26 protein-coding genes are annotated in these 24,893 nt (G+C 48.2%); 12 read left to right on the top strand and 14 right to left on the bottom strand.

The window, feature by feature from the left end:
* Window positions 1–25 precede the first annotated feature (25 nt).
* The gene (locus KNO78_RS13215; RefSeq protein WP_074037721.1) at window positions 26–979 is read left to right on the top strand and encodes a YihY/virulence factor BrkB family protein; all 954 of its coding nucleotides are present in this window, start codon (window positions 26–28) and stop codon (window positions 977–979) included.
* 38 nt (window positions 980–1,017) lie between these two features.
* Here the strand turns inward: KNO78_RS13215 and KNO78_RS13210 are convergent, their stop codons facing one another.
* Window positions 1,018–1,551, bottom strand: a complete 534-nt coding sequence (locus KNO78_RS13210; protein ID WP_074037968.1) for a beta-class carbonic anhydrase — start codon at window positions 1,549–1,551, stop codon at window positions 1,018–1,020.
* 36 nt (window positions 1,552–1,587) lie between these two features.
* Window positions 1,588–2,487: a 1,4-dihydroxy-2-naphthoate polyprenyltransferase gene (locus KNO78_RS13205; protein ID WP_214691489.1), complete on the bottom strand. Its 900-nt coding sequence runs from the start codon at window positions 2,485–2,487 to the stop codon at window positions 1,588–1,590.
* Window positions 2,488–2,655: 168 nt separating this feature from the next.
* On the opposite strand from KNO78_RS13205, the gene KNO78_RS13200 reads away from it, so the two are divergent.
* From KNO78_RS13200 to menC, 6 genes are read left to right on the top strand one after another with little or no spacing between them, the layout of a single operon-like run.
* A complete protein-coding gene (locus KNO78_RS13200; RefSeq protein WP_074037723.1) occupies window positions 2,656–4,044 on the top strand; it encodes an isochorismate synthase in 1,389 nt (462 codons plus the stop codon).
* Window positions 4,037–5,686 (top strand): 2-succinyl-5-enolpyruvyl-6-hydroxy-3-cyclohexene-1-carboxylic-acid synthase, encoded by a 1,650-nt coding sequence (gene menD / locus KNO78_RS13195; RefSeq protein WP_074037724.1) that lies wholly within the window; start codon window positions 4,037–4,039, stop codon window positions 5,684–5,686. Before KNO78_RS13200 ends, menD begins: the two co-directional genes overlap by 8 nt.
* Window positions 5,683–6,462, top strand: coding sequence for an alpha/beta fold hydrolase (locus tag KNO78_RS13190; RefSeq protein ID WP_074037725.1), 780 nt, complete (start codon window positions 5,683–5,685; stop codon window positions 6,460–6,462). The genes menD and KNO78_RS13190 overlap by 4 nt, the downstream gene beginning before the upstream one ends.
* 1 nt (window position 6,463) lies before the next feature.
* Entirely contained in the window at window positions 6,464–7,288 is an 825-nt protein-coding gene (menB, locus tag KNO78_RS13185) for a 1,4-dihydroxy-2-naphthoyl-CoA synthase (protein ID WP_015880852.1), read from the top strand.
* A 49-nt stretch (window positions 7,289–7,337) separates the two neighbouring features.
* The gene (menE, locus tag KNO78_RS13180) at window positions 7,338–8,696 is read left to right on the top strand and encodes an o-succinylbenzoate--CoA ligase (protein WP_214691488.1); all 1,359 of its coding nucleotides are present in this window, start codon (window positions 7,338–7,340) and stop codon (window positions 8,694–8,696) included.
* Complete coding sequence (gene menC / locus KNO78_RS13175; RefSeq protein WP_078146358.1) at window positions 8,693–9,763, top strand: o-succinylbenzoate synthase; 1,071 nt, start codon at window positions 8,693–8,695, stop codon at window positions 9,761–9,763. Before menE ends, menC begins: the two co-directional genes overlap by 4 nt.
* A gap of 37 nt (window positions 9,764–9,800) precedes the next feature.
* On the opposite strand, the gene map is transcribed toward menC, so the two are convergent.
* From map to KNO78_RS13150, 5 genes are all read right to left on the bottom strand, one after another.
* Window positions 9,801–10,550, bottom strand: coding sequence for a type I methionyl aminopeptidase (gene map, locus KNO78_RS13170; RefSeq protein ID WP_074037728.1), 750 nt, complete (start codon window positions 10,548–10,550; stop codon window positions 9,801–9,803).
* A 14-nt stretch (window positions 10,551–10,564) separates the two neighbouring features.
* The gene (locus KNO78_RS13165; RefSeq protein WP_074037729.1) at window positions 10,565–11,749 is read right to left on the bottom strand and encodes an EAL-associated domain-containing protein; all 1,185 of its coding nucleotides are present in this window, start codon (window positions 11,747–11,749) and stop codon (window positions 10,565–10,567) included.
* Window positions 11,750–11,789: 40 nt separating this feature from the next.
* Complete coding sequence (locus KNO78_RS13160; protein ID WP_015880847.1) at window positions 11,790–12,041, bottom strand: hypothetical protein; 252 nt, start codon at window positions 12,039–12,041, stop codon at window positions 11,790–11,792.
* 100 nt (window positions 12,042–12,141) lie between these two features.
* Window positions 12,142–13,671: a degradosome RNA helicase CshA gene (gene cshA / locus KNO78_RS13155; RefSeq protein ID WP_015880846.1), complete on the bottom strand. Its 1,530-nt coding sequence runs from the start codon at window positions 13,669–13,671 to the stop codon at window positions 12,142–12,144.
* Between the two features lie 168 nt (window positions 13,672–13,839).
* The gene (locus tag KNO78_RS13150; RefSeq protein WP_074037730.1) at window positions 13,840–14,691 is read right to left on the bottom strand and encodes a CvfB family protein; all 852 of its coding nucleotides are present in this window, start codon (window positions 14,689–14,691) and stop codon (window positions 13,840–13,842) included.
* 570 nt (window positions 14,692–15,261) lie between these two features.
* Here KNO78_RS13150 and KNO78_RS13145 point away from each other — a divergent pair.
* The 4 genes from KNO78_RS13145 (at window position 15,262) to KNO78_RS13130 (ending at window position 18,527) form a co-directional block, all read left to right on the top strand.
* Window positions 15,262–15,504, top strand: coding sequence for a hypothetical protein (locus KNO78_RS13145; protein WP_074037731.1), 243 nt, complete (start codon window positions 15,262–15,264; stop codon window positions 15,502–15,504).
* A gap of 87 nt (window positions 15,505–15,591) precedes the next feature.
* Entirely contained in the window at window positions 15,592–15,852 is a 261-nt protein-coding gene (locus KNO78_RS13140; RefSeq protein WP_015880843.1) for a hypothetical protein, read from the top strand.
* Between the two features lie 78 nt (window positions 15,853–15,930).
* Window positions 15,931–16,632, top strand: coding sequence for a lysophospholipid acyltransferase family protein (locus KNO78_RS13135; RefSeq protein WP_159563566.1), 702 nt, complete (start codon window positions 15,931–15,933; stop codon window positions 16,630–16,632).
* The gene (locus tag KNO78_RS13130; protein WP_214691487.1) at window positions 16,629–18,527 is read left to right on the top strand and encodes an ABC-F family ATP-binding cassette domain-containing protein; all 1,899 of its coding nucleotides are present in this window, start codon (window positions 16,629–16,631) and stop codon (window positions 18,525–18,527) included. Before KNO78_RS13135 ends, KNO78_RS13130 begins: the two co-directional genes overlap by 4 nt.
* 81 nt (window positions 18,528–18,608) lie before the next feature.
* Here the strand turns inward: KNO78_RS13130 and KNO78_RS13125 are convergent, their stop codons facing one another.
* From KNO78_RS13125 to KNO78_RS13095, 7 genes are all read right to left on the bottom strand, one after another.
* Complete coding sequence (locus KNO78_RS13125) at window positions 18,609–19,538, bottom strand: NADP-dependent oxidoreductase (RefSeq protein WP_214691486.1); 930 nt, start codon at window positions 19,536–19,538, stop codon at window positions 18,609–18,611.
* Window positions 19,539–19,629: 91 nt separating this feature from the next.
* Window positions 19,630–20,154: a GNAT family N-acetyltransferase gene (locus KNO78_RS13120; RefSeq protein WP_236548972.1), complete on the bottom strand. Its 525-nt coding sequence runs from the start codon at window positions 20,152–20,154 to the stop codon at window positions 19,630–19,632.
* An 11-nt stretch (window positions 20,155–20,165) separates the two neighbouring features.
* Complete coding sequence (locus KNO78_RS13115) at window positions 20,166–20,801, bottom strand: response regulator (RefSeq protein WP_015880838.1); 636 nt, start codon at window positions 20,799–20,801, stop codon at window positions 20,166–20,168.
* Between the two features lie 2 nt (window positions 20,802–20,803).
* Window positions 20,804–21,826, bottom strand: coding sequence for a sensor histidine kinase (locus tag KNO78_RS13110; protein WP_074037734.1), 1,023 nt, complete (start codon window positions 21,824–21,826; stop codon window positions 20,804–20,806).
* The gene (gene liaF, locus KNO78_RS13105) at window positions 21,823–22,512 is read right to left on the bottom strand and encodes a cell wall-active antibiotics response protein LiaF (protein WP_015880836.1); all 690 of its coding nucleotides are present in this window, start codon (window positions 22,510–22,512) and stop codon (window positions 21,823–21,825) included. Before liaF ends, KNO78_RS13110 begins: the two co-directional genes overlap by 4 nt.
* 78 nt (window positions 22,513–22,590) lie before the next feature.
* On the bottom strand, window positions 22,591–23,235 hold the full coding sequence (locus tag KNO78_RS13100) for a PspA/IM30 family protein (RefSeq protein WP_074037735.1): 645 nt from the start codon (window positions 23,233–23,235) through the stop codon (window positions 22,591–22,593).
* A 22-nt stretch (window positions 23,236–23,257) separates the two neighbouring features.
* Window positions 23,258–23,647 (bottom strand): lmo0954 family membrane protein, encoded by a 390-nt coding sequence (locus KNO78_RS13095; protein WP_031421063.1) that lies wholly within the window; start codon window positions 23,645–23,647, stop codon window positions 23,258–23,260.
* 244 nt (window positions 23,648–23,891) lie between these two features.
* Between KNO78_RS13095 and rsgA the strand changes: the two genes are divergently transcribed.
* A complete protein-coding gene (rsgA, locus tag KNO78_RS13090) occupies window positions 23,892–24,857 on the top strand; it encodes a ribosome small subunit-dependent GTPase A (RefSeq protein WP_214691485.1) in 966 nt (321 codons plus the stop codon).
* The last annotated feature ends 36 nt before the right edge of the window (window positions 24,858–24,893 follow it).

The following is a 24,893-nucleotide window of genomic DNA, read 5'->3' as shown; positions in this document are numbered from 1 at the left end:
ACGATTGAGTCAGGAGGGTTTTATAATGGCAATGACAGAAGTGAAGGAAAAAAAGAATTGGCTTTCATTTGGGAAAGAGTTATTTCGACGATTTCAAGAGCATGATGTACAAGACTACGGGGCTACCCTCGCATTCTTTTGGTTTTTATCCATTTTTCCTGGAATCATCTTTATTTTGGCGCTCTTGTCCTTTTTCGATGTCTCACAAGATTCGTTTCAGAATCAATTGAACGATTTGGCACCCGGGTCCGCAGCTTCCGGGTTTTTAACGGGAATTTTCGAAGCAATCGGCGAACCGCGAGGCGGTCTTTTATCGCTCGGTGCGATTTTGGCGATTTGGTCCGCCGCAAAAGGGGTCGACCGTCTCATCACGACCTCCCTTCATGCTTATGGTGAAGATAATGAACGTAACTTTTTTGTGAAAAAAGGGTTGGCACTCGGATTGACGATTCTCCTTGGAATCGGGATGCTACTGCTGATTCTATCGAACGTATTTGGTTCTCAAATCATTTCGTTCGTCACTGAGTATTTACCCGTCAATATCACCGGAGCCGAAGAAATGATGATCAACGTGTTTCGATATGTCCTTACGACGGTTGTCCTCATTTTAACGCTCTCGATTTTTTATAAAGTATCTCCACAACAGCACGTCTTTTGGAAAAGCACTATCCCCGGTGCCATCTTCGGTGTCATCGGTTGGCAAGTCGTCTCATTCGGTTTCAGCCTATACGTTTCAAACTTTGGGAGTTACGACTCGACTTACGGTTCACTCGGAGGAATCATCGTCACGTTGCTCTGGTTACAATTAACCGGGATGATTATTTTAATCGGATCTGAAATCAACGCGACATGGATGCGCTTCTTCAAGACACCGAGTGAACAGGAATACGAACGCGACTTCAAAAAGAACAAAAAGAAAGCGAAACAAAAGCAAGAGGAAGATAACTTTGACGACATCCCGACGAACACGTACGGATAATTCAAAAGGAGCACGTTCAAGGTGAACGCGCTCCTTTCTTATGCTTCAATCGGATCAAGACGTCCCGTCGCCGGGTCAATCACGAATCCGTGTACATTCGTTCCTGGTGGTAACAGTGGATGGTTATTGATCAGGTTAACAGAATGAACGACGTTCTCTTCAACTGAATCAAATCCATGTAGCCACTGCTCCAAATCCATTCCTGAAGACTTTAGCGTCTTCAACGTTTGCGGGTCGATTCCACGACGCTCCATCTCTTCGATGACGACAGTCGGTTCAATCGCCGCCATCCCACAATCGTAATGTCCGACAACGACAACTTCTTCTGCTCCTAGCGCATAGAGTGCGACCAAAATCGATCGCATGGCCGAACCGAATGGATGCGACAAGACCGCACCCGCATTTTTAATGATTTTAGCGTCTCCGTTCTTAAGTCCTAGCGCTTGAGGTAATAGTTCCGTCAAACGTGTATCCATACACGTCAAAATGACGATTTTTTTATCCGGGAATTTATCAGATACGAACGGTTCGTACTGTTTTTCCTCTACGAAACGTTTATTGAATTCAAGCATTTCTTTTACGACTGACACGTTAACGCCTCCTCTTTTTTACAACACAAATCTTGAAACGATGAGTCCGACGACCATCCACGCCCCGAACAGCGTATTGACTTTCGCTGTCATCGCCATGGCAGGCATCAACGCGGCCGGTTCTGCCTTCTGCCAAAACCGTTGAATCGCCCGGATCATGACCGGCACCGTTAAGAGTGACAGCAAGACCCATGGAGTGACGCCATAAAACATGACGGCGACGATGATGCCGACTAATGCCGCGATAAAGAACGCTGCCAATACATACACCGCACGTCGATGACCGACCAGACACGCAATCGTTTTTCGGCCATTCTCTTTATCGTTATCTAAATCACGGATGTTATTCGCAAGTAAGATTGCCCCTATCAATAAGGCCATCGGGAACGACACGAGTAGCAACTCCGTAGTCACCGTATTGATTTGGATAAAGCCGGCAATCCCGATGATGACATATCCCATGAATAGCCCAGCGACAATTTCACCAAACGGCGTATAGGCAATCGGTAGCGGCCCTCCAGTATATAAGTAGCCGACAAGCATAGACAAGGCGCCGATCCAAAGCAAATGCCAGCTTGTGGATGCCGCAATGTAGAGCCCGAGTAGTGCCGCAATCGTATACATGCCGAGCGCAATCGCTAATACTTGCTGTGGTGTAAATCCATCACGTACGATGGAGCCTCCGATTCCGATGGACCCCTCATGATCAAGACCACGCTTGTAGTCATAATACTCGTTAAATAAGTTCGTCGCGATTTGAATAAGGACAGATGCCACTAACATGGCAAGGAAAAGTCCCCACTTGAGTTCGGTTTGATCGAGGACGATGAACGTCCCGAGCAAGACCGGAATAAAGCTTGCGGTCAGGGTATGCGGGCGAATCATTCGCCAATATGCCCCTTTCGATTTCTGTTTCATTTCGTTCCCTCCCTTCGTTAGTTTACGTCTCGATGAAAAAATCTGTCAACGCCAGCCCATTATCCTAGATTCTTGATCATTTCCCGAGCATTTCATAGGCAGGTGTATTGCGAACTCATGATACACTAAAGATTGAGAATTCTATCGGATTGAGGAGGCTTTTCTTTTATGCCAGATACTCAAACACATATAAAACAGCGAATTGAGCAGGCCCATAAACGGGCTCGAGCTTGGCAACGGCCTGTCCTCGCATCATACACATGGGAAATCTCGGCGTTCGATGCTTTTCAAATCATCCAGAACACCGATACGTCCCATTATTATTTCATGACACCAGACCGGACGCTCGAAATGCTAGGTTGCGGGGATGCACTCGTCTTGAGCGCTTCTGGACCCGAACGATTTCAGCGACTTCAATACGATTGGAGTCTTCACCGACGAGATGTCGATGCGACAATCCACGCGTTCGCCGGTTTTTCATTCGACACGTTTATGCGACCACAAAAAAGTATGTGGGATGCCTTTGGGGAGGCATCACTCGTCGTCCCAAAATTTTTATACCGTCGCTATAAAGACCGACACACGTTGACAGTGGCCACTCTCGTCTCTTCGAAGCAGTCGGTCGAACAGTATTTGATTCAATTGGCAGATCAGTTGGCCCAGTTCAGTTCACTTCGTCCGACGGAAGAAGCGACGCCGTCTTATACAAAAGTGAAAGATGGGGTCGATCACTTCAAGTCCAGTTTCCAACAGGCTAAACAGTTGATTGAAGAAGAACGAGTTGAAAAAATCGTGATTGCCCGCGAAGAAATTTATCAGCGTTCCGATGATGCGTTCCCCTTCTCAAAAAGTTTGAAGCATTTAGCAGATCATCAAGAATCTAGTTACATCTATTTGTATCAACCAAAGCGTGACACTGGTTTCTTTGGGGCGACTCCTGAACGATTGATTCAAAAAGAAGGCATGCAACTGAACACAGCTGCCATCGCCGGGACAATCAAGCGTCCGAAAACCGAGATCGAGGCAGAAATTGCGAAAGAGAAACTCCTAAACGATTCAAAAAATCGTGAGGAGCATCAAATTGTCGTGAAAGACATCAAGCAGGCGTTGACACCCTATACTGCACCGATTCAAACACGAGATACTCCGCAAATTTTGGCAAATCGCTCGGTGTTCCATCTACACACCCCAATTCAAGCGACACTCGAAACAAATGCTTCCTTGCTGTCACTTGCGGAATCGCTACATCCAACTCCAGCACTCGGCGGCTCTCCGAAGCGGACATCGGTCCGATTGCTTCGTGAAATCGAGCGATTCGACCGCGGGTGGTACGGTTCTCCGTTTGGTTGGGTAGACAATGAAGGCGACGGCGAGTTTGTCGTGGCAATCCGCTCTGCACTCGTTCAACACCAATTCGTCGCACTGTATGCTGGATGTGGGATTGTGAAAGACTCTGCACTCGAGCAAGAGCTCGAAGAAACAGAAATAAAAATGAGTCCAATCAAACAAGCTTTACAGTTTGATTTACACGATCAAGGAGGCACCCTAGATGAATAAGGTTTTGACCGATTGGGTCGCATCCATGGTAAATCGGCTTGTTGCGTCCGGTGTAAAAGACGTAGTCATCAGCCCAGGATCCCGCTCGACTCCGCTCGCTGTAGCGGCATATCTTCATCCTCAGATTCGTCATCACATCATCGTCGATGAACGATCTGCCGGATTTTTTGCTCTTGGACTGACCCGTACGTCCGAAACAATTCGCCCGGTCGCATTGATTTGCACAAGTGGAACGGCGGCAACAAACTACTATTCGGCTGTGACAGAAGCGTTCATATCGCAGTTGCCACTTGTCGTACTGACGACCGATCGTCCCTATGAACTGCGTAATGTCGGGGCTCCACAAGCAATCAATCAAGTCCGCCTCTACGGGGAACAAGTGAAGACAAGCGTTGATTTGCCCGTTCCAGAGGAGGCGACGTTATCGTTTATGCAACAAACGATTACCCGTTTCACGAATCTGTCGATGCAAGCACCGATGGGACCCGTTCATTTGAATGTGCCGTTCCGAGAACCACTGCTTCCGGATATCGAGTCATTGAAACAGATATTGAAGGCTGACCCTGTCTTGCCAGAACGACAGCGTATCCGGCCGACACAGGCGGATAAAGACATTTTCTCAGAACGGACGAGTCACAAACAACTCGCCTTCGTCGTCGGACCTTACACCCCGACATCTTGGCAGAAATCCATCGTTGAATTTGCTTCCGAGCGACAGATCCCGATTTTCGCCGATCCTCTCAGCGGCATGCGACGTTTCGACGGCGTCTTGACCAACTATGACACGTGGCTCGCAAGTGAGCATCGGACCGATTGGCTGCCTGAGGTGTTCGTCCGTTTCGGGGCTGCACCTGTTTCGAAACGCTTCAATCAATGGATGGCCATGGCGGACCAACTCGTCATCGATGAACCGGGATCTTATCGCGACCCAAGTAGCCGTGCCACGATCTGTTACGGCGACGCACTCGATTTTCTACCGCTCATCGCATCCGTAAACGAACCTCGGTACCTTGAACGTTTACGCTTTTTTGAAGAGGTTGCCGAGTCTGCAAAATCGTCACTTCAAGGTGAAGCGGAATTGACGAAACGATTGCTCGATACATCGATTGAGCGTCTATTCGTCAGTAATAGCATGCCGATTCGAGATATAGATACATCACTGTCTGCCGGCACGAATATACACGTTCTCGCCAATCGAGGCGCAAACGGAATTGATGGTGTGTTATCCACTGCACTCGGAAGCAGTTATGATACGTCTCACGGCGCTTTATTGATTGGTGATTTAGCGTTCTATCATGATAGCAACGCCTTGCAACTGTTAAAGCATCATCCTGGAAAATTTTCCGTCGTGATTGCTAACAATAACGGTGGAGGGATATTTTCCTTCCTCCCGCAGGCTTCTGTCGACACACAGTTGTTCGAAGATCTGTTCGGCACACCGCTTGATTTAAATATCCGTGGATTCGCTGACACATATGGCTTATCGTATCGTCTAATTGAACGACCAGATGAAATTCAAGAAGCGATTGAAGATGGCGTTCATTTAATCGAATTCCCATCGAATCGTGAGGAGAATGTGACGATCCATCGAGGTTGGACACAATCTGTCTGCGCTCGCCTCATCACGGAGAACGAATCATGAACATCGATTTACGTGGCGTACGTTATGAAGTGATTCATCGCGGTGAGGGAAAACCGGTATTATTTTTACACGGATTCACCGGAAACGCCCATTGGGTCGATTCGCTCCCTGCATTACCGATTCGTCTTGTGTCACCGTCGCTCCTCCAACATGGCGCAACGGAGCGCCCTTCAGTCAATCGTTCGACAATGAGTCAGCAAGTTAAAGATTTGTCCCGCTTACTGGATACGGACGACCGACCTTGGACAGTCGTCGGCTATTCACTCGGTGGGAGAATCGCATTGACACTCGCTGCATGCGACGAGCGTGTCGAACATGTCATCGGGATCAGCACGACCCCCGGTCTGCTCACTTCTAAGGAACGAGCCGCACGCCGCCGCCAAGATGCAGAATTGGCTCACTTGATTGAAACCAAGGGTATCGCTGCATTCGTGAATCGTTGGGAGAACCTTCCGCTTTGGCGACAGACGGAAGACATGAAACGTTCACTCCGAAAAGATCGGCTCGCCCAACACCCGAATGCCCTCGCAAACAGTTTGCGGTCAATCGGTACGGGACATATGCCGTCCTTATGGGGCACATTGCAGCGTCTCCCCCGTACCGACTTGATTGTCGGGTCAGACGATCTCAAGTTCAAAGCCATCGCAAGACACATGCAGGAAGAGCGACCAGATATTAAAATCTATGAAATTTCAAACGCAGGGCATGCTCCTCATATCGAGAATGCATCAGAGTTTGGTACAATAATAAAGAAATTGATTTTAGGGGGTATTTAAAATGGAATCAGTAGCGAACTGGACATCGGTCCGGACGTATGAAGACATTAAATATGAAACGTGGAACGGGATTGCCAAAATCACCATCAACCGTCCCGAAGTGCGCAATGCATTCCGTCCGTTGACGGTCAATGAATTGATTGATGCATTCGCTCGCGCGCGCGACGATAAAGAAGTCGGCGTCATCATCTTGACAGGTGAAGGCGAAAAGGCATTCTGTTCAGGTGGGGACCAAAAAGTTCGTGGACATGGCGGCTATGTCGGGGAAGATGAAATCCCACGCTTGAACGTCCTCGACCTTCAGCGCTTGATTCGTGTCATTCCAAAACCGGTCATCGCCATGGTCGCAGGTTTCGCAATCGGCGGAGGACACGTTCTTCATGTCGTCTGTGACTTGACGATTGCAGCGGACAATGCTCGCTTCGGACAAACAGGTCCTAAAGTCGGTTCGTTCGATGCAGGATACGGTTCTGGATACTTGGCACGGATCATCGGCCATAAGAAAGCTCGTGAAATCTGGTACCTTTGCCGTCAATACGATGCACAAGAAGCACTCGACATGGGACTCGTCAACACGGTGGTCCCACTCGATCAACTCGAAGCAGAAACGATCAAGTGGTGCCAAGAAATCTTACAACACTCACCTACAGCGCTTCGCTTCTTGAAAGCAGCAATGAACGCAGATACAGATGGTCTTGCCGGACTTCAGCAACTCGCTGGAGACGCAACGCTTCTCTACTACACGACAGATGAAGCAAAAGAAGGACGCGATGCGTTCAAAGAAAAACGTGACCCTGACTTCGGTCAATTCCCACGTTTCCCTTAATTGTTGAGAGAGTAGCGATTTCGCTACTCTTTTTTTGGAGGTGACAGCTATGTATGAATGGATTCGGAAACACCCAGCGTCACATCTCGCCCTTGTGACAGCTGACGATCGATTGACATGGGCAATGCTACGCACGGAAAGCCTTCAACTTGCCCAGTTCATCCATGAACAGACACCCACCGCCAAACGAATTGGCATATTCGCTAAAAACAGCAAAGACTATGTCATTGCCGTTCATGCAGTACATCTGCTCGGAAAAGTGCTTGTTCCGTTGAATACACGGCTGACCGAAGAGGAAGTGCGTACTCAGCTACAAACAGCAAAAGTGGACCTCCTTCTCGTTGACGCAGAAATCGATTTGTCTATCACCCAACTCCTGATCACACGCCGGACCACTTCATGTTTCACCGTGACCCATGAGTGGAATGAAGATGAAACCATGTCTCTCATGTTTACGTCCGGAACGACGGGTCGAGCCAAAGCGGTGCAACAGACGTACGGGAATCACCTCGCTAGTGCCCGAGCCGCTGAAGCGCATTTAGACTATCGTCCATCAGACCGGATGCTCGCGGTGACCCCGCTCTTTCACATGAGTGGACTGTCTCAAGTGTATCGGAGTGCCATCATCGGTTCGACGCTCTATGTCGAGCCACGATTCGATGTCGATCGAACACTTCACGTCATCGAGACAGAAGGCATCACCCAGCTATCACTCGTCTCAATTATGCTGCAACGATTGCTCGATGCTGGCCTGAAAAAGCACCGACTTCGCACGTTACTCGTCGGAGGCGGACCCGTCCCGCGCTCATTACTAGAAGAAGCAGAACGACGCAAGTTACCGATTGCTCAGACATACGGGATGACCGAGACGTGTTCTCAAGTCGCCACGTTGCTCCCGAGCGAAGCGCTCTCGCATATCGGTTCGAGTGGTCAGGCAATCGCCCCAACAAGTATTCGAATTAATTCGGACGGAGAAATCGAAGTAAAGGGACCAACTGTGACGAAGGGATACTTCGAACAACCTGAATCAGATGCTTGGACACCCGATGGTTATTGGCGAACGGGTGACCTCGGCACGATGAGGGATGGCTATTTATATGTACACGATCGCCGAACCGACCTTATTCTTTCAGGTGGTGAAAATGTTTATCCGGCTGAAATCGAAGCCGCCATGTTACGCTGTGCCGGTGTTCAAGACGTCGGCGTCACGAAACAGTCGCATCCGACTTGGGGAGAAGTCCCGATCGCCTTCGTCGTCGGCTCCTATGATCCAGCCGAGATGCAGCATGTTCTCGACTCACAGTTGGCTAAATATAAGCACCCGATCGCCATCCACTACGCACCGAATTTACCACGAAACGCGAACGGAAAATTAATGCGCCATCGCTTAAAGGAGCTACTGTCATGATCAAACGTGCTGAGCTTTCCATCGTCCCTTTGACGTTTAAACACCCGATTGTGACGGCACACGCCGTCTTATCTGTCCGAAGAACGCTTATCCTCCGTCTAGAGACCGTAGACGGTGTCATCGGATACGGAGAAGGTGCCGCTTTCGAAACACCTTGGTATACGGAAGAAACGACCCAATCCATGATCGATACGTCTAAACTAATTCTCAATTTACTGAAAGGGATGACGGTCACAACGGACGTGTTTCCGAACTTGGTCTCGTCCATCATCGGTCAGCACATGGCAAAGGCGATGTGGGAAAGTGCACTCTGGGAGATTGAAGCAACGCGCGCGAACAAATCACTCAAGTCATTCATGAGCGCCGGAGATTCCGTTTCCTGCGGACGAACAATCGGGATTGGGTTACTGAATCAAACGATGAAATCCATCGAGACGGCATTAGCTGACGGATTCGAACGCATCAAATTAAAGGCATCTCCTAATGAACTGGTTCCTGCCCTACGTGAGATTCGCGCGGTCTTCCCTGACGCGCCTCTCATGATTGATTTAAACGGAAGTGCGTCCGATCAACCGATGGAATGGTTCGAACAACTCGATGCCCATCGGTTATTGATGATCGAACAACCGTACCCAAGCCGACAATTCACAAAATCAGCGGCTCTCCAAGCAAAACTCACGACCCCCATTTGTCTCGACGAATCCATCACGTCTTATGACGACGTGGATACGATGGCACAGCTTGGTGCCGGAAAAATCGTCAACATTAAACCCGCACGTGTCGGTGGGCTTAGCGAGGCGCTCCACATTCGAAAACACGGAACGCCATACTGGGTCGGTGGCATGTATGAATCCGGTATCGGAAGATATCATACACTCTTGTTTGCTTCGTTAAGCGGCGCGAGCTTCCCCGCGGACATGTCAGGCACGAGCGCTTATTTCGAGCAAGATTTACTCGATACCCCGCTTGAAGTGGAGAATGGAAAGTTGACTCTTCCGGATTCCGTACAACCAGATTGGAATGTGATTGAACGGTTACGCGAAGAAGTGATTACATTGCAAACATGAAAAAGGTGCGGTTCACGAGAACCACACCTTTTTTACGTTAACGGAACGATCCCGTTAACACTTCATATCCATCTTCTGTGACAACAACTGTATGCTCGAACTGCGAAACAAGACTCTTGTTCGGAGTGAAGAGCGTCCAACCATCCTCTTCCGATTGATAGACGATTTCATCCTTTGTCGAGATGAACGTCTCAACAGCAATCACTTGCCCGGCTTTTAATAACTGATTTTCTTCTCGACTATAATAGTTCGAGATCGTCTCTGGCTCCCCGTGCAATGTCCGACCGAGACCGTGTCCGGCCAAGTTCCGGATGACCGTGAATCCATTCTTTCTCGCGTCAGCGTAAATTGCTTTCCCGATCTGATTGACTTTCACACCCGCCTTGACCTTGCTGAGTCCCGCTTCTAATGAAGTCAAGGATACTTCGACCAAACGTTCGTGCTGGGGTGACTTCGCCGCCCCCGCAATCACTGTACGTCCCGTATCGGCATAATATCCATCCTTCACAGCGGAGACGTCGACATTGACGATATCGCCCTCTTGAATGACTTCATCTCCCGGAATACCATGGGCAGCAACGTCATTGAGCGAGATACATGTGTAACCTGGAAATTCGTACATCGTAATCGGTGCAGAAGCTGCACCTTCATCTTCTAAAATACGTTGCCCGATCGCATCTAATTCTTTTGTCGTCATACCGGGCTTGACGGCTTTCGCCATCTCATCTCGCGCAAGTGCGACGATTCGCCCGATTTCGCGCAGTGCATCGTAATCATAATCTAGCATCGTCCATCTTCCTTTCAATCCAATAATCGGTTTTGATATAAATACTCCTCGGATATGTCGGCAAATAAGAACATGCCGTCCGGTAACGGATAGCTAAAGGTTCGCGTCACTTCGTTTGAACTGAAATCACGATAGTCTCCCGATAAATAGCCACGCCCTCGAACATCCATCGCCGCCATCGTCTGAATGAAATACGGTCGGAAACTCCAGTTATAGCCTCGATACGTATTATCGACACGCCATTCTCCATTCACGCAGTAAACGTTCGCACTCGTCTGGAAACCTGTCTTATCCGTTATATAATAACGAACAAACACCTCTTCCAGTTTTGGGGCGATGAATTGAATCCACTCGTCTTTCTTGTCTCTCGACCATTTTCCGGATTGAACTAGTTCACCAATGCGGCGATGTAACTCAAATTCAAGCTCGTACAAGCGATTCAATCGTTTCTGGTCATGTAAAAAGAAGGAAGGCACTTCTTGTGCCAACACACCCATACCTTTGATTTCTCGTTGGGGAATCTCATCTTCCAAGCCTAGTAGGCCACCCATGTAATACCGACCACCGTGCTGCCACGCGTAACGAAGCTGTCCGATGTGGTTGATGGATTTGTAAAGAAGCGGTGCACCAAGCTTCGAAGCAATATACTCCATCGTCTGAAGCATGTTCGGATAGGTGACCGATAACGTCTTTTTCTCGACCATCGTGCCAAGGTCGACGAGCAATAATTCTGGCGCAAGCGTCATGATGTCTTCGATACTCGTGGATTCGGCAAAGTCTAATGCAATTTTCAATCCATAGGACCGATAGTATTGAATGACACGTGACAATCGCGGGACGTCGACTAAGTCCGTCCCTTGTAAGGTCACATAAATACGGTGTAACGGAAAATTCAATTCGCGTAGTGGGGCTAAAAAGGCTTCTCCCCCTTCTTCGAGAATCCATTCCGACCGGCATCTGAACGTGACGAATGGTTTGACGTCACGAAGTTGCGCTGCCGCGAGTTGCTCCATTCGTTGGGCGATGTCTAATTGATACTCGAGGGGAACGTCATCATCATAAAAAAACGGTGTCAATGATTCGCCTCGGAATCGTCCATGTACCATATATCCTTCCACTTGAAACGTCGCCGCTCCAAGGATTGGTTCATACGTCACCATCACTTCTTCAGGATGGACCATCACTTCTACCGCATCCACAATTCATCACCTCTTCGTTAAATGCGAAAACGAGCTACAATCAGCTCGTTCGCGTGTGTACATACATATAGGCACCGAAACAAGCAATAAAATAGGCGATACTCACCACGCCATATGCAATGCCCATCTTTCCGCCTACTCCAATGGCTAACACTAAAAAAATCATCGCTCCAAATAACAATGTCGCCACGGGGATATAACGAAAGTTAGGACGGTCTGTCTTTGACACGATTGGTTTGAGTGCGATTACACAACCAAGCAGCACAAGGAGACCGAAACTTAATTCCACCATCCGTTGACACCTCATCCTTCTATCTCTACTCAACTAGTGTAGCACGACACAATAAAAAATGCCGCAAATCCACTTAGGGAAATGCGGCATTTCACGATGATTAGTCACGCGGACGGCGTGGACCACGGTCATCCGAGCGACGACGATCGTCACCACGGAATGATCCTTTACGGTCTCCACTGCGTCCATCACGACGTTCGCCACCGCGTCCACCACGACGATCGCCACCACGGCCACCGCCACCGCCACGACGGTCGTTACGACCACGGTATCCACCGCGATCGCCACCACGGCCACCTTGGCGTTTCACACGAACTGGTTCAGCGTACGAGATTTCAACAGGTGTTGAATCTGGCTCTTTCGTCAATCCACGAAGGGCAGCAGCGAGAATTTCAACTGCTTCGTACTCTTCAAGAAGCTCTGTCGCAAGTTGCGTGTAAGCTTTGAAGTCGCCCGCTTGAACGCGTTCGATCAACTCTTCAGCTGCTTGCTTTTGATTTCCTTCAAGTACTTCCGCGATTGTCGGTACGTGACGACGGTTCATCTTCTTGTTTGTCACACGCTCGATTGCCTTCACTTGTCCAAATTCACGTGGCGTGATGAACGTGAGGGCTGTACCTGTCTTACCTGCACGGCCTGTACGACCAATGCGGTGTACGTAGCTCTCTGGGTCTTGTGGTACATCGAAGTTGTAAACGTGTGTGACACCTGAAATATCAAGTCCACGTGCAGCTACGTCAGTCGCTACCAAGATATCGATTGTTCCGTTTTTGAAACGACGAATGACTTGGTCACGTTTCGATTGCGTTAAGTCTCCGTGAAGACCGTCTGCAGTGTATCCGCGTTTGATGAGGGCTTCTGTCACTTCATCTACACGTTTCTTCGTACGAGCGAAGATGATGCTGAGTTCTGGTGAATCGATGTCGATCAAACGGCAAAGTGTATCGAATTTTTGACCTTCACGCAATTCGAGGAATTGTTGGTTGATGTTCTCAACTGTCATTTCTTTCGCTTTCACTTTGATGATTGTCGGCGACTTCATGAAGCGCTCAGCAATCTTTTTGATTTGTGGTGGCATTGTCGCTGAGAAGAGAAGCGTTTGGCGCTCTTCAGGAAGACCAGCCAAAATCGTTTCGATATCTTCAACGAAGCCCATATTGAGCATTTCATCTGCTTCATCCAAGATGACTGTTTGAATGTCATCGAGTTTGATTGTCTTACGTTTCATGTGGTCCATGAGACGTCCTGGTGTCGCTACGACAATTTGCGGGTTCTTTTTCAAACCACGGATCTGACGGTCGATTTGTTGACCACCGTATACTGGAAGTGCGTATACGCGCTTCGTTTCACCGATTTTGTTTAATTCTTCTGCAACTTGAATCGCAAGTTCACGTGTCGGTGCAAGAACGAGTGCTTGGACTTGACGCGCCTTTGAATCGATTCGCTCAATTGTCGGAATACCGAAAGCTGCTGTTTTCCCTGTACCTGTTTGTGCTTGTCCTAATACGTCCACTCCCGTGAGTGCGACAGGAATTGTCTCAGCTTGGATCGGTGTAGCTTCCTCGAAGCCCATTTTGTGTACACCTTTTACTAATGCTTCACTTAATTGTAAGTCTTGAAATTTTGTCAAATTATATTCTCCTTTGTTCATACAAAAAACGTCTGAGTTCAGTTTGACAGATCTACAGACGTTTTCTCAATGTTTCCTCATAGTCAACTTTATTAACTATAACGTATTTCTTCCTAAAATGAAAGAAATACATTTTTAAACTTTCATGTCACCTGAACATGAGTTATCTTATTTCAATTTATAGCCGTTGTCGAGCTTTTCAACTTGCTTGTCTTTCAACAGTTTTCCAAGCGCTCGTTTAAATGCTGCTTTACTCATTCCGAATTCACGGTCGATGACGTCAGGTGATGTCTTATCACCGTATGGCATTTGGCCACCACGTTCTTCAATATACGAGAGGATGCTCGCCGCATCACCATCAATCGCCTCATAGGCACGTGGCTTCATCGAAACGAGGACCGTACCGTCTTGTTTGACCTGCGTCACACGGACGGTCAACTGTTCTCCGAGACGTGGCCAACGCGTCATCTCAGCCTCATGCAAGAAACCGAGTGATTCCCCTTCGACCCATACGTTGACGCCCACTTCGCGTTTATTGACGACGATGGCCTGCACGTCCTGGTTGTTCCATTCTTCTTTCGACGGTCGTGCCAACAAGTTCAAGAACGCATATGGTGCAGGGTCCCCAAGCAAACGTCCTTTTTGGTCATACTTCAATCGAATACACAATTGATCGCCCGTTTGTGGCCAATATGATCGGTTCTCCGGTAAGTCATCCATCGAAACGAGAACGTCCTTTTGAATTCCGATATTCACGAAGACCCCTGTGTTATACCGAACGCCAGTCACTTCAAACCATTCATACTCATCAAATGAAACGGTCGGAATCGTCATCGTTGATGCGAGACGTCCTTCTGAATCATGATATAAGAAGACACGAACCGTTTGACCGATTGTCACTTCTTCTGTTTGTTCTTTACGGTGAAGGAGCACCTCTTCGCGGCCGTTACTAATGAATACTCCAAAATCAGCAGAACGTTCCGCGACTAAATCTACTACTTCTCCTGCGCGCAATGCCATTACACCCACATCCTTTTCTAAGCTATTACTGTCAGTATACCTATCTACACACGTTCCTAATCATATCATGTTCTCTTTCAACATTTTGAATAAATGTGTCGAAAATGTGAACGTGTTTTGAGACTGTTGAAATCATGATTGTTTACAGAACTTACATGATTTATTAAAATTTTGTGACAATTTTGTGAACGTGTTTTTTTCTGCTAGTATCCTTTTTTTGAAAACGTTATTATATAGGAAGTGTCCAGTATAGATAAGGTTTCATTTAGGATTGATCGGGGGATAATAAATGTTTGATATACAGTCTCGTTCTTTTGCAAAGCGTTTTACAAAAGGATTGCTTGTCGCCTTTTTCGCATTACTCGCATCTCTCAGTTTTATTTTCTCAAACGGTGTCGACACGAATGTATCGTCATCCTCGACTTACATGACTCAAGAGTAAACGCCATTCAGCCCACTGAAGGCGTTTTTTTCTTTGCAATACATAACAGGATTTCCCTTCAAAAAGTCGAATACGATTAAAAGACCATGCCTTTTTCTTTCATACCTTTAAGAAAAGGAGACTCCGCTATGATTTTTTATTTTCTCACGTCCATTTTATCAATCGTAGGACTTGCTTTTTTGTTCCAGACCGAATTGTACAAAGATCCAATCGGAACATTTTTATTTGCCGTTCTAATTGCGATGGGACTCTCTTCCTTCAAACAACTCTTCATGCAGGCAAATGAGTATTTTGTAGAAAGACGGAACCAGAAACGGATCAAACGAGTCGTCGACAGAATGCACTCCACGACTCGAAAACGCTCTACATAACGCTCGTCTTCCCTCGCCACATTTGGTATCCTATGTAGGAACAGACATCGTACAATGGATTTATAATCGCAGGAGGCACATAACCGTATGAATGAAATCCCGTTATCGAATGAATGGCTACTTCGTTATTCACCTGTCATGGAGCTTTGGTTAAAAGAGGACGGTATTTTGCTTGTCGATGATGACAACCGAATCCGTCTCACTCTCGAAATCGGAAGTGATCAGGCCATGCAAATCAAAAGTATCGAGCAAGACGGCGCCTATTTCGTCGTCGATCCTGTGAATAAACGCATTACGTTCGAGCTCGAAGAAGAGGAAGAAGAGAGCGATTCTCGCTTTTGGGAATAAGGATTCATGCCGAAGGGTCGGATTCTCGTCAAGAGAAGAAGACTCTTTCTTGTTGTCATCATGAGAGGAGAGAATAGAATGATTCGAACAGCTGTATGGTTTTTCTCATTTTTTGCCGTATTACCGATCACCGTCCCGTTTTTACAGAAGGCGAAAAAAATCGAAACGCCAAAGCGTTACCGTTACGTACAAGATATCGCTTATAAATGGGCACAGTTTCTACTGAAGATTGCGGGTGCAGACATCCGTGTCCACGGTCAAGACCAGATTCCGGATGAACCCGTCGTCTACGTGTCGAACCACCAAGGAAACTTCGATGTCCCGATTATGTTGACCGCCACGAAACGACCGAAAGCGTTTATCTCGAAAATCGAGGTTCAAAAATTCCCGATTATTCCACGTTGGATGGAATTGATGGGGTGTATCTTCATCGACCGGAGTGACCGTCGTCAATCGATTCAAGCCATTCGTTCCGGCGTCGAAACAATTCAATCCGGTCAATCAATGATTGTCTTCCCAGAAGGCACACGCTCAAAAGGTGGACCGATGAAGGAGTTTAAAGCCGGAAGTTTGACGCTCGCCACCTCAAGTGGTGCGAAAATCGTTCCAGTCGCGATTCAAGGCAGTTATAGATTGTTAGAAGCCAAAAATCGAATCACCCCGGCAACGGTCGATGTCACGTTCCTACCTGCGATTGATCCGGCTGATTTGCCGAACAAGGAAATCGCAGCAACGGTCGAGGCGGCCATTCGTCAACAGCTTGAAGGAGAGAACGCATGAGTTTATTAATGATTGAAGGCATTCATAAAGAGTTTGCCGACAAAGTCTTATTTGATGATGTGACGATGACAATCCATCCCGGAGACCGTATCGGGATTATCGGCGTGAACGGTTCGGGGAAATCGACGTTCATGAAAATCATCGCCGGTACCGAGACAGCAGATCGAGGCACGATGCAACATCCGAACGATTATCGGATTCGCTACTTGACTCAAACGGTTCAATTCGACGAAGGACAAACGATCCTTGACGCTTTATTCACAAGTGATACTCCTTCCGTTCAAGCGTTGAAACAGTTCGAGCGCGCCAGACAAGCACTCGAAGCGAACCCGACAAGTGAGCAGTTACTTGAACGCTTCATGAAAGCCCAACAGGCCGTCGATGCCGCAGACGCTTGGGAAACGGAAGCAAAACTGAAGTCGATTTTAAACCGGCTCGGTCTTCCTGACGTGTCAATCGATGTGAACGCCTTGTCTGGGGGGCAACAAAAGCGAGTCGCGCTCGCCGCAGCGTTACTCGATGAAGCGGACTTATTGCTCTTAGATGAGCCGACGAACGAACTGGATGCCGATACAATCGCATGGCTCGAAACGATGCTTGCCGATTACCGGGGAGCGATCCTGCTCATCACCCACGACCGCTATTTCTTGAATCGTGTCACGAATCACATTTTGGAGATTGCGGATGGAACGAGTTACTTCTATAACGGGAACTATGAACTCTTTCTCGAGAAGCGTGCCGAGCGAAAAGCTCGGGCACAATCGATGGAACAGAAACGACAAAATATATTACGTCGCGAACTCGCTTGGTTGCGTCGTGGCGCGAAAGCCCGGACAACCAAACAAAAGGCACGCATTCAACGTGTCGAAGACTTGAAACATCAAGAGAGCTTAGCGGAAGACGAGACGCTCGACGTCTCGGTCGGATCTCGCCGACTTGGTAAAAAGGTCATCGAAGTCGAAGATTTATCTTTCGGATACGATGACTCCCTTCTCATTCGGCAGTTCAATTGGATTTTCGGTCGCCGTGAACGCTACGGGATCGTCGGCCCGAACGGGAGTGGGAAATCAACGCTCATGAACTTGCTCGCCAAGCGCCTAGAACCGACAAACGGTACGATTGTGCACGGAGATACCGTTCATTTAGGCTACTACGGACAACAAGTCGAATTTGAAGACGAGTCACGACGGGTCATCGATGAGATCGAACGCATCGCCAAAGTCATCCACACGCCGGACGGCGAGGTCATCACGGCGGGGCAAATGCTCGAACGTTTCCTTTTCTCACCGGACGCGCAATATAAACCAATTGCGAAGCTATCTGGTGGCGAAAAACGGCGTCTCGTCCTGCTTCGAATTCTCATGGATGAACCGAACGTCTTATTCCTTGATGAACCGACGAACGATTTGGACACGGAAACGTTGTCTGTTTTAGAAGACTATTTGGAGTCCTTCCCAGGTACAGTCATCGCCGTCAGTCACGACCGCTATTTCTTAGACCGGATCGCCGGACAGTTGATCGCTTTCGAAGATGGGGTCATCCAGGTGTATCACGCAGAATATAGTGACTATTTGGCCATGCGTCAAGAAGAGGTTCGTCAAGTGAAGAAAGAGAAAGAACCTAAAGAGAAAAAGGAACGCGTGAAGTCGGAAGTCGTGAAATTCACCTTCAAAGAACAGAAGGAATGGGACACGATCGAAGAAGACATCGCCGCACTTGAAGAACAGATTGAAGCGCAGGAAGCGACGCTTGCATCAGCGGGCAGTGACCTTGGTAAAGTCAATGAGTTGTATGCGACGATTGCAGAACTGAAAGAAACACTCGATGCGAAGATGGAACGTTGGACCTACCTATCAGAAATCGATGAACAAATACAAGCACAGAAAAAAGGCTGACCTCCACATAAGGTAGCCTATCAAATGAAATGAACAAGAGATGGATTTCCGATATTTGTTCCGGAAATCCATCTCTTTTGATTATTTCACTTTGATGATGATTTTGCCTTTGGCATGCCCTTCTTCTCCATAGTCATGAGCAAGTTTCGTATCTTCTAAATCAAAGACCCGGTCAATCACAGGTTTCAGTTCGCCTTTTTCAACAGCTTCCGCAATTTTTTTCAAACGCTCCCCCGTTGGTTGCATGAAAACGTACTCGGCACGGACCTTCGCCTGTTTGGCTTCCTCTTCATTTGGTGGTGTGGAGATGGAGACGAGCATCCCATTCTCTTTAAGCATTTGGTAGAGTTTGCTCTGCCCGTCGCCCCCCATCGTATCGAATACGAAATCAATATCGCGGACAGTATCTGCCGGGTCTTGTTGTTTATAGTCGATGACCTCGTCGGCTCCAAGTTTTTTGACCCAATCTACGTTCGGCGTGCTTGTCGATGTGACGACATACAAACCGTGTGCTTTCGCGAGCTGGATGGCTACCGTTCCGACACCACCTGAACCGGCTCCGATGAAGATTCGACCACCCGGTTTGGCATCCATCACTTCGAACATGACTTGCCATGCCGTATGCGCGACGAGCGGCAGTGAAGCGGCCTCCTCAAAACTAAGCGAAGCTGGTTTTTTGACGACAAGATGGGAATCGACTGCGACGTACTCGGCATATGTGCCTTGGCGCGCGATTTCTGGTCGGCTAAACACTTCATCTCCAACCTTCAATTCGGTCACATTCGCCCCAACTTCTTTGATGACACCCGATACATCCCACCCGATAACGAGCGGCATCTCGTAATGGAGCATTTCTTTCAAGTATCCTTCACGGAGCTTCCAATCGACCGGATTGACGCTTGCGGCATGAACTTCAATTAATACGTCATCTGCACCGATTGCCGGTTGTTCAAGTTTCCCTACTTTGAACTCATCCGACCCGCCATACTGTTCGATATATGCTGCTTTCATCTCATCATCCTCCTTTGATTGACTCACTTCTAGTTGGTTCCCATTTTATTTCTCTTACAAACGAAAAAAGCACACCGTAGAAACGGTGTGCTCAGACTGACTGATGGGTCATATAGCTATAGACATACACATCATGAGATTGTCCACGCTGACGCATATAGTTATGTAGTCGACCTTCTTGAAAGAATCCATTTTTCTCCAACATGCGTTGGGATGCAAGATTCTCGACATAGACGATGGCACCGACCCGTTCAATTTCACACGTCACGGCAAACTGAAGCGCCGCGTGAAGGGCTTCGGTCGCATAACCCGAACGCCAATACTCCGGTTTGAGTTCATAACCGATCTCGGCACGCCGATGCGACGGTGCCCGATTGTGAAACCCGATTGTCCCGATTAACGCTTTTGATTCGCGATGCTCGATGGCAAAACGGATGATCGCACCTGTTTCGATTTGTGCGAGCATATGCGTCAGCATCTGTTCCGTTTCTTCTAACGTCCGATGTGGCTCCATTCCGTAGTGGCGTAGCACGTGTTCATCTGAAAAGATGGCGAATACGTGCGGACCGTCCTCCATTTGGAGAGGTCGCAGTCGGAGGCGCTCCGTTTCAATCACAGGGAGACGGTTCATCCTTTACTGACCAAGTTATGTTGGAACGCATAGACGACTGCCTGGGTCCGGTCATAGACGTCAAGCTTCGTCAAGATGTTCGACACGTGTGTCTTCACTGTTTTGAGTGAGATGAACAATTCGTCCGCAATCACTTGATTCGACTTGCCTTCCGCCATCAGTTGCAAGATTTCTCGTTCACGGGCAGTGAGACTCTCATGAAGTGTCATTTCCGGATGACGCAGTCGTTCGAGCATCTTTCCTGTTACCTGGGCGGCCATGACCGGATTGCCGGCAGCGGTTTGACGAATCGCATCTGCGATTTCATTTGCATTCGCTGTCTTGAGGACATAGCTCATCGCACCGGCTTCGATGACGGGATACACTTTCTCATCATCCAAGAAACTCGTCACGACCAAAATCTTCGCTTCTTTCCAACTTGCTTTAATTCGTTTCGTCGATTCGACTCCGTCAACGGGCTCCATCACCAAGTCCATAAGGACAACGTCCGGCTTCTCCGCAATCGCAAGCTCGGCTCCCGTTGCTCCGTCCGATGCTTCGCCGACGACTTCGATGTCCGGTTGTGTCGATAAAAAGGCAGATACGCCCGCCCGAACCATTTCATGATCATCAATTAATACAACTCGAATCATCATTACCCCTCCACTTGTTGTTTCACACGTACTTCAATTTGTGTCCCGACATTCGGCACACTGACCAATCGCAACGTTCCACCGACTTCTGCCGTACGCTCTCTTATCGATTGTAATCCATATGAGGCGACTTGTGTATCGTCCACATTAAATCCGATTCCGTCATCGTTAATCTTTAAGATGACCGTCTGTTGCACGGTTCGCATCTCGATTTCTAAACGAGTCGCTTTGGCGTGTCGTAACGTGTTACTAATCGCTTCCTGAACAATCCGAAACAGTTCATTTTCAGTGTGCCGGGAGAGCTTCACTTCCTCTAAACGCCAGACGAGCTCGGTCGATTGTTTACGAGACAGTTCTTCTAACAAGCGTTCGATTCCCGTCTTTAGTGTCATGCCTTCTAGTTCGACCGGCCGAAGTTGTAACAGCAACGAACGCATCTCTGCCTGTGCGGTCTGCGCCATGAGCTCGACTTGTTCCATTTGTTTACTCGCGAGTTCTGGTTTCGTCTGCATCGTCTGTTTGACCGCTGTCGTCATCATCGAGATGGCATAGAGCTGTTGACTCACCGAATCATGAAGTTCTCGTGCGACGCGACGTCTTTCTTCGACGACGGCCTCACTCCGCGCCTCTTCCACACTGACCGGACGCTCACCGACTCGCTTCGCCATCTCGACCATCTCTTGGCGCTGTTTCGATACGCGGACGATTCGTTCGAGTGTATCTCGGTATGGGGACATCGGGCGGAAGGTGATGTCTTTTTGGTTCTCCAGTTTCCAAAGGGCATTGGCGACTTCCCGAAAGTCTCGGCGCAAATAAAAATACGAACCGACGCCAAAGATACTTCCGATCAAGACGGCAATCACTAGAATGGACACACCGAAAGGCAACCCTTCTTCACGCGAAAATAAATCGCTCAATGAAGTCGAGTCACCTATGAGAAACGCTACAGTAATCAAGAAAGCCGTCAACAAGCTACTAAACAGTTGATGCCAGACGACCGTTCGTGGATAAGAATCTTTTTTCATACCGTCATCACCTCGACACTTCCGCTCATGAGCACGATATGAATCCGGACTTTTCGTGTAGCCTGGACATAATCATCAGACGCTGTATAGAAGCGACGATTGAACACCGGCGAATAGTTCGAGTCATCGACCTGCACTTTACCGAACCCGATCGATGCGTCAATCGAATAGTCATACCCCGCAGGAATAAGAATTCGAATGTCTCCCGCAAGTCCATTGAGGAGTAAGAACGTCTCTCCTTCCGGAATGATGGCTTGTGACAAATCCATCTCAACGTCCCGTAGTAAAAAGAACTCATTCGTATCACGTAACACATAGTGCCCCGATTCCTTCATCCCAAATGAGAAGGCTTGTTCTTGACGAAGGGGTGTCCGGATTTTCGATTCGACCGGTCGATTCTTATAGAGTCGATAGCCGAATAACAGGAGGAGTCCGGAGAGCACGAATCCGAATGCCGCAGATGAGAAAATCAAGCCAATCAAGAGGATTCCCCCAATTGCGTAAAAAATATAGCTAGCAGACTGCTTCCCCCGACGACTGAACCGTCGACCGATGTAGAGGAGAAGCAGCGGGAGGATCATGCTGAATAAGACGCTATTCCCACCCGTCACGATATCGATGAAGAGTCCGACTGAAAATAAGATAATCATAAATCCAATGATTTGACGTGTGTTCCAACGTTCCATGTCCATTCCCCCTTTCTGTTCATATGTATGAAGCAAAGAAAGCGATGACCTTGTTCAGGTCATCGCCGAACCATCGCCTCACTCTTGTTTAAAGCGACGCTCCAGTTCTTTCAATTTTGCTTCAAAATCATCTTCATCTTCCTGCGTGTCTTGCTTCTCTTCGGCAGGTTGTTCTTTCTTTTCTTCCTCAGTGAATGGATGCGACTGAGACGTATTTTGACCAAAGATTTGGTCGAGTGCCCCTTTTAACAAGTCTAGGTTTTCGCGCATCGCAAACTCATAACGTTTATTTTGCATCTCATCGAGTTTGAGTTTCATCTCGAGCGCACGACGCTCTAATGTATCTAACTCGCGCTCACCTTCGTCAATCAATCCTTCAAAGTAACGGTACTGTTCCCCGTAATGTTTGGATTCGAGTGCCGCACGTTCTGCCAACTTTTCTTCCCCGGCTTGTTTCGCCAGTTCTGTTTGCTCATATCGTTTATCTGCCATCTTCTTGGCATCATCACGTTTTTCAGCAAGTTCTGCAAGCAATGTACGTTGACGTTCCACGAGTCGTTCAACCGACAACGCTTCCTTCTCCGCTCCACGGATATGACGGTTCAATTCCGCTTCTCCACTTGAACGTGGCATCTCTTTATCCTGATACTTCTTCACTTCTTTCGAAATTTCTTTCGTCAATTCATTCGCTAATTCACGAAACTGATCAAACGGTGTCTTCATGGTGAATCCTCCTTATGAAATCTCAACGACGATTAACAAATTTTTGCCACACTTGATCAAACTGCTGGAAGCTGCTCCGGCCGGCACGCGTTCCGTCTGCATTTAAAATCTCGACATCCGGGTCGCGTTTTTCACTTGTATACATCATATACCCTTTAAACAACAACCACGCGACAATGATTCCGACGAGCGCCCAAATGTTTGAGAGCATCGTCCCAATCCCAATGACAGCAAGGATCCCGAAACCAACTTTAGCACCGATGTGTGTCACAGCCTGAAAACGGACTCCAGCCCAAAGCGTCAAGAGCGCTCCTAATCCGAATAAAATCATATTCGGTAAAGAACCGATCAACACGAGCACTAGAGCGATCGCGGCCACGATGAACAACACCTTTTTCACTTGGTGATTCATCTGTCATCCCTCCTTGTTAAGTACACTCTTATCATAATACGTTATTTGACATAGGTCGACGAGCGGAAGGCTTGTTTCACCTCGGTCTTTAGACTGAGATGGTACCGTTTCCAATAACTGTGGTACACTAATGCTATCGAACAACGAAAGGATGATGTTTTATGAGCAACATGATGCATGCACGTAACCAAATGTCAGCAAATCGGAGGGCTGTCGTCCTCCATCACTAAAAGGAGGATTCTTTTTGAATCAACAAACTGAAACGGGACGTGTCACGGCACAGTTCCAACATCTTTATACGGTATCAATCGGAGAAAACGCCTATATGTGCGGGGTTTCCGGAAAATTTCGACATGCCGCGACGAGCGAACGGGATTACCCGGTCATCGGCGATTATGTCACGATTCAAGTTCGCGAGCATGGTCAAGGTACGATTCACCATCTCCTTGAGCGTCGGACCGTTCTTTCACGAGCGGCCGCCGGCAACGAGACACGTGAACAACTGATCTGCGCGAACGTCGACTACGTCTTGATTACGATGGCGTGTGGACACGACTTCAACATTCGTCGCCTAGAACGCTATACGCTAGCCGCTTGGGACACCGGGGCAATCCCAATCATCGTCTTGACAAAGACCGATCAAGTCGACTCCGTCGACACATTGCTCGAAGACATTCAAGTGAACGCACCTGGAATTCAAGTATTCCCCGTCAGTGCTGTAACGGGAAAAGGTGTGGCTGAACTTCGTCACGCATTGCCGAGTGAGAGCACAATCGCCTTCGTCGGTTCGTCCGGCGTCGGAAAATCTACGCTGACGAACGCCCTCGCCCACGAGACACTTGCCGTCACACAAGCCGTCCGGGCGCAGGACGAGCGCGGAAAACATACGACGACACACCGCGAACTGTTCAGAATCGACGACTTATACGTCATCGATACACCAGGGATGCGAGAATTCGGACTATGGGAAGGAAGCGAGCACCTCGATGAGACGTTTCGCGATATCGAAGCACTTGCCGAGACATGCCGCTTCCGCGACTGCTCACATCAGAAAGAACCGGGCTGTGCCGTCCAAGAGGCACTCACGAGCGGTACGCTAGATGCGAAACGCTATGCGAGCTACTTCAAACTTGAGCGAGAGCTTCTCTATATGGAGAAAAAACAGGCAGAACATGCCCGCGTCCTAGAAAAGAAGAAAAAGCGAGTGTAACGTAAAGCAAGCGCAGACCACATCGGCCTGCGCTTG

Source organism: Exiguobacterium sp. s132 (assembly GCF_018617235.1).
GTDB lineage: Bacteria > Bacillota > Bacilli > Exiguobacteriales > Exiguobacteriaceae > Exiguobacterium > Exiguobacterium profundum.
Note: the sequence above shows the minus strand (reverse complement) of the source record. Positions and strands in the feature narration are given on the sequence as shown.